Source organism: Mycoplasmopsis opalescens ATCC 27921 (assembly GCF_000712185.1).
GTDB classification, from domain to species: domain Bacteria; phylum Bacillota_I; class Bacilli_A; order Mycoplasmatales; family Metamycoplasmataceae; genus Mycoplasmopsis; species Mycoplasmopsis opalescens.
Genome location: NZ_JOOB01000001.1, coordinates 1 through 6,929, shown reverse-complemented (window position 1 = coordinate 6,929; position 6,929 = coordinate 1). Strand labels below are relative to the sequence as shown.

Sequence of the window (6,929 nt, the reverse complement as noted above, 5' to 3'; positions counted from 1 at the left end):
CAACATGCTTATTACAGAAGCAGATTAAAAGAAAAAGGGATTATTCAATCAATGTCTAGAAAGGGAAACTGTTATGACAATTGTATTATGGAGACTTTCTTTGGTAGAATGAAAAATGAGATGTATTATGGTTTTGAAAAAGACTTTGAATCTTTCCAATCTTTTTCAAAAGCTGTAGATGAATATATGGATTATTATAACAATAAAAGAATTCAGGCAAAAACAAAATGGATGCCTCCTGTAAAATACAGGAAAACATCCATTTGTGTTGTTGCCTAGTTAATAAATATGTGTCCAGGATTCTGGGTACATATCACCTGTTTAATGTTCTTGTTTTTCATCAAAATGTTGGTTTGAACCAAAAAAACTATCAAATAACGGTATTGAAAACAAAATCTCGATAGTTATTATTAACAATCATGATATAACATTAACAATAAATTAACCTATCTCAAGAGGTTCATTTTGTTTGATATTTCATACTTTTGTTTTTTGCTTAAAGTATTTTTATCCTTTTGTTATGTACGCAAATTTAATATAAGAAAATGGCTTAAAAATTTGTAAGTATCCACTAATTTAAGGGATTCGTCTCACTTTCTTTTTTTTTTTTTTTTTTTTATGCTAATATGAAAACATTAGAAAGAGTTTATGAAATAAAACAATTTTAAAATACTTATGGTTTTTTAGGGAAATATGCATATTTTAAATTAATAATTTTTTTACTTTTGCAACTCGAAAAGTAATTATTTCATATTTTTTCTAGTGAAAATATTAAGAAAGGAATATATGCCAAAAAAGAAACTTTATAAATTATTATGTGGAATTTCGTTAGCATCTGTAATGCCAACAGCAATAGCGTGCAGTGTTATTGAAGAAAATAAAAGCAAAAATGAAGATAGTATTAATGAGCCGACAGGCAAAGATAATCCAAATAAAGAATTAACAAATGATGAAAATAATAGTCAATCATCTAACAAAGATAAAGAAAATAGTGAATATTATAAAGATGAAGACGGAAACATATTAAATGGGAATAAATTAATAAAAGTAAATAGTAATATTAGAGAATTATCAAACACTAAAATAGAAGAAATAGATCCGGAAGCTTTTTCAGAAGCGCCTTTTTTACATACTATTAATTTACCCAATGTTCACTTTATAAATGATTATAGTTTTTTAAAAATACTTAATAACTTGGAATCTTTAACACTAGGAGTAAATTGAATACCAACAAACGCATTTAAAAATAATTATCATTTAAAAATTGTCAGCCTTCCGAATGTTGAAGAAATATTCTCCAATGCATTTTCTGGTTCAACATCACTAACATCAATCAACCTTCCAAATGTAAAAAAAATAGGTAGAGAAGCATTTAAAGACTCAAAATCCTTAAAAACAATCATTGCTCCAAAACTAGAAAGATCCGGTTATGATGCTTTTGAAAATACTTCATTACCCGAAGACTTAATCATTGGTAAGGTGCTCGTTAGATGGAATAAAAACATAGCTGAGCTTAGCAATGATGACGTTGAATTTATTGCGCATAAAGCGTTTAAAGGGGCAAATTCTCTAACTTCGGTTAATTTACCAAATGTAAAAGAAATAGGCGACTATGCATTTTCTGGTTCAGAATCACTAAAATCAATCAACCTTCCAAATGTAGAAATAATATGGGACAGAGCATTTGAGGGAGCAGCATCTTTAACATCAATTAACCTTCCGAATGTAGAAATGATAGGCTACGCAGCATTCGTAAACGCAACATCTTTAACATCAATTAACTTGCCGAATGTAGAAATAATAATTGAATGAGCATTCGAAAATGCAAAATCACTAACATCAATCAACCTTCCAAATGTAAAGGAAATAGGCAACTTTGCATTTAGAGGAGCAGCATCTTTAACATCAATCGACCTTCCAAATGTAAAGGAAATAGGCAATGATGCATTTAGAGGAGCAGCATCTTTAACATCAATCGACCTTCCAATTATTGAAAGAATAAGTTGATATGCATTTTCTCATGCAAAATCACTAACATCAATCAACCTTCCAAATGTAAAAGAAATAGGCAATGAAGCATTTAGTTGAGCAGCATCTTTAACATCAATCGACCTTCCAAATGTTGAAAAAATAGGTGAAAGAGCATTTGATAATACAGCATCTTTAACATCAATCAACCTTCCAAATGTAAAAGAAATAGGTCCCTATGCATTTATAGGAGCATCTTTAACATCAATCAACCTTCCAAATGTAAAAGAAATAGGCGACGGTGCGTTTATATGAGCAGAATCTTTAACATCAATCGACCTTCCAAATGTAAAAGAAATAGGTGACAGTGCATTTTTTGGCGCAAAATTATTAACAACGGTGATAGCACCAAATTTAGAAAAATTAGGCGAAAATGCTTTCAAAAATACTGCATTACCAAAGGGATATAAAATAGGAAAAGTAACTGTTTAGTTAATACATAAATTGACATAAGACAAAAGAGGAAATATTCAAGGAGTATTTTTTCTTATTGTTATGCTCGCTTTTTATATAACAAACCAGTAAAAAATATGAAAATATCCCTTATTTTAAGGGATCATATCTCTCTTTACTGTTAAATAAAAGTATTAGAAGGAGTTTATGGTGAACTATAAATAATTTTGTGTAAAAATCTCTAAATACCAAATATATAAACTTAAAATATTTATATAGGAGATTTTTACACAAAATTTTCACACTACCAAATTTAATAATAAATTAAATGTTATTCCTATAATTAGGGATAATTTTAGAAATTTTATATTACCTTATGAATGTGAAAATTAAAAACCTTGATTTTGAATATGGTTTTAAAAAGTTGATAAGGGCTTTTTGTATTTTTCGATATTCCTTATGTAAAAAGAAACTATACACCGTTTTCAAATAAAATCGTTTTATTAAAACCTTTAAAGAAATCATCTTGTTCAGAAAAAATTTTAAGATTTTGTCTGAAAGATTTTTCTTGGTTTGGATATAGGTCTTTATTACTTCCATCTATTAAATTATGTTTTGGTCCATAGAATAAATCATTGGAATTTTGGACTAAGAAGGTAAAGGCGCCTCAGTTTGTTGTATCTTTAATGTCGAGGGTTTGTGCTCAAAGGGATGAATATATACCAACAGGCATTCCAAATTCATTTATAGCAAGAGAACCACTTGCCCCATAATATAGGCTGCTATTTAGAACTTGTGCCTGTACACCGATGCCATATGATATGGTTTTTTCAGATAATAGATTTTCAACTGGCGCACTAGCCAAGAAGCTTCTGCTTGTGAAAGTGTAATCTTCGATTTTTATGTTCTTAGGATAGTTTTTTCAGAAGTATTGATTATTTCCACTATTATTATCAGAGGGGAAGCCTGCTATATATATTCTTTTTGCATTTGGACTTAAAATTATATTTTCGTTATCAAAGTTTTTATATTGATCCTTGTGAAGATAGGCTGAGTAGTAGTCATATGTAATATAGGGAACTTTTGATTTATCATGGTTAGGATATTGCTTTGATGAAAACAATGTTACATCATTATTAATGCTGTTGATGCCCTTATTAATATGTTCAAATAATTTCTTTAAATCTTGATTTGTTTCGGCTTGTTTTTTAAGTTCGTTGAATTTAATTTTTATAGCAAATACAGCAAAGTCTTTTCCGATTCTTTGAATTTTATTGATATTAGGTTGATAGTTTGAATGCTTCTTTAATATTTCTTCATTTGTTTTCTTATCAAAGAAATCCGTTGCTACAAAAACAGTTCTTGGATTTGAAAAAATTTTTTCTCCAACAAGTTTTACATCTCTTACATCCTTTTTATATTTTTGATCATTTGAATTTATAAAATAGCTAACAATATTTTTATTGCCTTCGTGTTTTCCTGACTCGATAGGTTCTAAATTAGCATCAGACAAAGGTATGCCAATACCAAACGAAACAACTCTAGCGTTTTTTTGTTCTTCACTAGTAAAATATTCCGGAAACGTTTCTTTTAATTTATTGTCTAATGCATTGTATGCATATTGATATACATGAGCATTTGTTGCTATATATAACATTAGTTCTTCAGAATTTTCAACCCCATTTTTTCAAGCATAATCAAGTATTCAACCAGTTCCAGTTGATAAGAAAGGTATTTCATCATTATCTCTTTTTCCTTCATTAAGACTTTGTGTAATGGTATTAAATGAAATAGCAAAAGATCTGTCTAATATTTTTCTATATGCTTTGGTTTGTTTTATCTCTAACTCCGGTTTATTAATTGCTAGTTTTGGTTTTTGCAATTTTGGCAAGTTTGGCGGTATTATAGGGAATTGTGGCGTTTGCGGGGTTTTACTGTCTTTTTTACTATCCGGATTTAATGGCTCTTTTGGCGAAGGTTGCTCTTTAGAAATTTCGGGTTGATTAGGTGTTGGCAATGGCAGAGGAATTGGCTCTTGGTTTTCTATCTTTTTGTTTGAATTCATAGAACCAGCATTTGTATTATCATTTTTCTCTTTTTTATTATTTTCTTCAGACTTTGATTCATACTTTGGTTGTTTAATTTCGATACATGAAGTGGTTAACAATGTTAATGTAGGAATTGAACTAAGTAATAATATTTTCTTTTTCATATTGCTCCTATTTTTGCTTATTAATTTTTACAATAGTTTTATATTATTTTCTCTAATAAAATAATTTAGTTTTCCTTAATTTAGGCCCTTCTTGTTTTTTTACACAATAATTAATAAAAATATTTTAGTATTTAAAAATTATTTAAATAAAAACATAAGTATGCTATTTTTTTAAAAAATAAAACATAATTATTTGTTGTGTTAAAATTTTTGTTATGAAATCAATAATAAGAAAATCTTTGTCTAATAGAAAATTATTCTTTTTATCAATCGGGTTATGCATAGCAATTAGTCCTGTTTTGAAATCATGTGCTAATTATAATAAAATAGATCATAGTCAGCGACAAAAACCTATGTTACTTAATGCATCGCAACTATCAAGCATTAGAGATGAATTTATTTTTAAGTTATCTGATGAAGCACAAAAAGAATATAATGCCGAGCAAGATAATGCAATGGCGAGATTTATTCAAGCAATTGAAAAGCTTAACAAAAAATATAATAATAAGAAACATGATGATGGTGATAAGATTGCTAATGATGTTGAATTTAAAAAGTATTTTTTTCTTCATAAACCCGATATAACAAAAGTTAGCAAATCTCATCGGATTGATATTAGATTTAAGGTTGATACTATTACGAGACAGATTGAATTATTTTATGATGTAATTTGCTTTGATTTACGTGTTAATGAGGTAGTTGATGCAAAAATCCCAATGGAAATTGATTAAGTTTTTTCTCTTAAATTTTTTATTTATTTTAATAGCTTGTAGTCAATTGGGCTACAAGCTATATTTGATAATTTTTTTAGACTTATAGTAGAAGTTAAAAGAATTCTTGTCGGTTGTTTTCTTCAAGATTCGAAATTATTAAATCAATATTAACGTCAAGATTTACATGGTTGATATTGTCATAAATGAAAATTTTTCCTGAGTTTCGGAGTTTAAACTAAAAAAGCGAAATTTGCGCCATTTTATACGCAAAAATCGCTTTTTTTAATTTATTACATAACATTTTTAATAATTGTGTTTATTTCTTTAAATTTTTCAATGTTTGAAATAAATGGATTTATTTCTACAAATTTTTTAGTTGCAGTTTTATTGTTTATATTTTGAGTATATTCAAAACATGAATTTAATAATGTTATCAATGATTCATTTGTGTATTTTTCTATAACTCCATTGTTATAATAAAAATTGTTTATAGCGTAAATTGTATATTTGAGAACAACAAGAGCAATAAAATTTAATATAAAATGACCTATGATGTGCTGATGTGTTCTAACATAAATTGGTCTAATTGATAAAGCTCCTTTTAGTGTTCTAAAATTTTCTTCAATTTGGTATTGTTTGTGATAAATTGATGCGATTTGTTCAGGTTTTAAGTCTTTTCTGGAAGTTTCATATACATAATATCCATCAAATTTTGCATCTTCCCCAATCTTATCTAAATCAAGAGTAAAACTCATATTGCCTACTTTTTTGAAGAATTTGTATTTTTTTACACCAATAATATCTTCAGCGCTAACAACTCCTTCTTTGTTTTGTTTCTTTTTAAAATTATTTATTAATATTTGCCTATCATTTTTATCTTTAGCTGCTCGTTTTTCACTGAAAAATATAATTCTGCGCCTAAAATTATCATTAAATCGCGAACCTTTTCAGAGTGATTGAAACTCTAATTCCTTATATTTGATACCATTTTCAGTTTTTGTATAGCCTTGCGAATCAAATACAAAATCTTTAAATGATTTTGATGTTGATTTTAGTCTTTGTGCAAAGATATAATCAATTCCATTGCTTTCTAAAAATCTAATATTTTTGTTTGTTGACATTCCTTTATCAGCGATAACGGTCATTGATTTTATTGTAAATTTTTCTCTCAAATCAGCAATGAAAGGTATTAACGTATTACCATCTGCTGTATTACCGCGAAAAACTTTTAGATAAATCGGTATTCCATTGCTATCAGTTGCCATGCCTACAACAACTTGATCTTCTTTGAACTTACCATCTTTTGAAAAACCCGGTGTTCTTAAACCATCTCTTGAAAATGTCTCAAAATATACAGTTGTTGCATCAAAATAAACCAAATTTTTATTTCTTGTAGTCAGTTCTGCAATTTTATTATTTAAACTATTGACTATTTCAATCTCATTTTCATATAAAACGTCGAGAAGACTATAAAAAGTATCTTTTTTAGACTCAATATCGTTTAAATAATTATCTTTTGTTTCAAAACTTTTAATGATTGAAGTATTTTGTAGGATTCTTGATGCTATTTGGTATTTCAGAAG

Annotated in this window: 5 protein-coding genes; 3 read left to right on the top strand and 2 right to left on the bottom strand. The window is 27.7% G+C overall.

The features are described from left to right. Positions 1 to 24 precede the first annotated feature (24 nt). Positions 25 to 279: an IS3 family transposase gene (locus T385_RS0100025; protein WP_084276651.1), complete on the top strand. Its 255-nt coding sequence runs from the start codon at positions 25 to 27 to the stop codon at positions 277 to 279. A gap of 507 nt (positions 280 to 786) precedes the next feature. Then, entirely contained in the window at positions 787 to 2,460 is a 1,674-nt protein-coding gene (locus tag T385_RS03530) for a leucine-rich repeat domain-containing protein (RefSeq protein WP_051677929.1), read from the top strand. 433 nt (positions 2,461 to 2,893) lie between these two features. On the opposite strand, the gene T385_RS0100015 is transcribed toward T385_RS03530, so the two are convergent. Then, on the bottom strand, positions 2,894 to 4,633 hold the full coding sequence (locus T385_RS0100015; protein ID WP_029905357.1) for an MIP family Ig-specific serine endopeptidase: 1,740 nt from the start codon (positions 4,631 to 4,633) through the stop codon (positions 2,894 to 2,896). A gap of 239 nt (positions 4,634 to 4,872) precedes the next feature. Between T385_RS0100015 and T385_RS0100010 the strand changes: the two genes are divergently transcribed. Then, a complete protein-coding gene (locus T385_RS0100010) occupies positions 4,873 to 5,364 on the top strand; it encodes a hypothetical protein (protein WP_156953925.1) in 492 nt (163 codons plus the stop codon). 272 nt (positions 5,365 to 5,636) lie between these two features. Here T385_RS0100010 and T385_RS0100005 read toward each other — a convergent pair. Beyond that, positions 5,637 to 6,929 (bottom strand): IS1634 family transposase (locus T385_RS0100005; RefSeq protein ID WP_036450620.1); only part of this gene is annotated, 1,293 nt, incomplete at its 5' end.